The sequence below is a fragment of the Virgibacillus sp. 7505 genome (assembly GCF_002272135.1).
GTDB lineage: Bacteria > Bacillota > Bacilli > Bacillales > Amphibacillaceae > Terribacillus.
Genome location: NZ_NPBF01000168.1, coordinates 1 through 280, shown reverse-complemented (window position 1 = coordinate 280; position 280 = coordinate 1). Strand labels below are relative to the sequence as shown.

Sequence of the window (280 nt, the reverse complement as noted above, 5' to 3'; positions counted from 1 at the left end):
GCTGAACAGCTTTCACATTGATTTGGTGATAATGGATCGCGTGTAAAACGGCTGCGGTAGGTGAAGGCACCCAGGCTGTGTTGCCGCCAGCCTGAAGCTGAGCACCTTTTTGTTGAAGCATATCGGCCATTCGATCCGGCATGGCCCACATGCCCTTGCCAATTTGCGCTTTTCCCCTCAATCCAGCAGCGAGGCCAACCGCTACATTGGCTTGCTCGTAGCCATTGAGCCAAGCGGAAGATTTCATCTCTTGCTTGCGAATCATTGGCCCAGCTTCCAT

1 pseudogene is annotated in these 280 nt (G+C 53.2%); it reads right to left on the bottom strand.

Annotated elements, in window-relative coordinates:
* Positions 1-280 (bottom strand): annotated as a pseudogene (locus CHH91_RS18445) (malate synthase G); the annotation flags it as partial.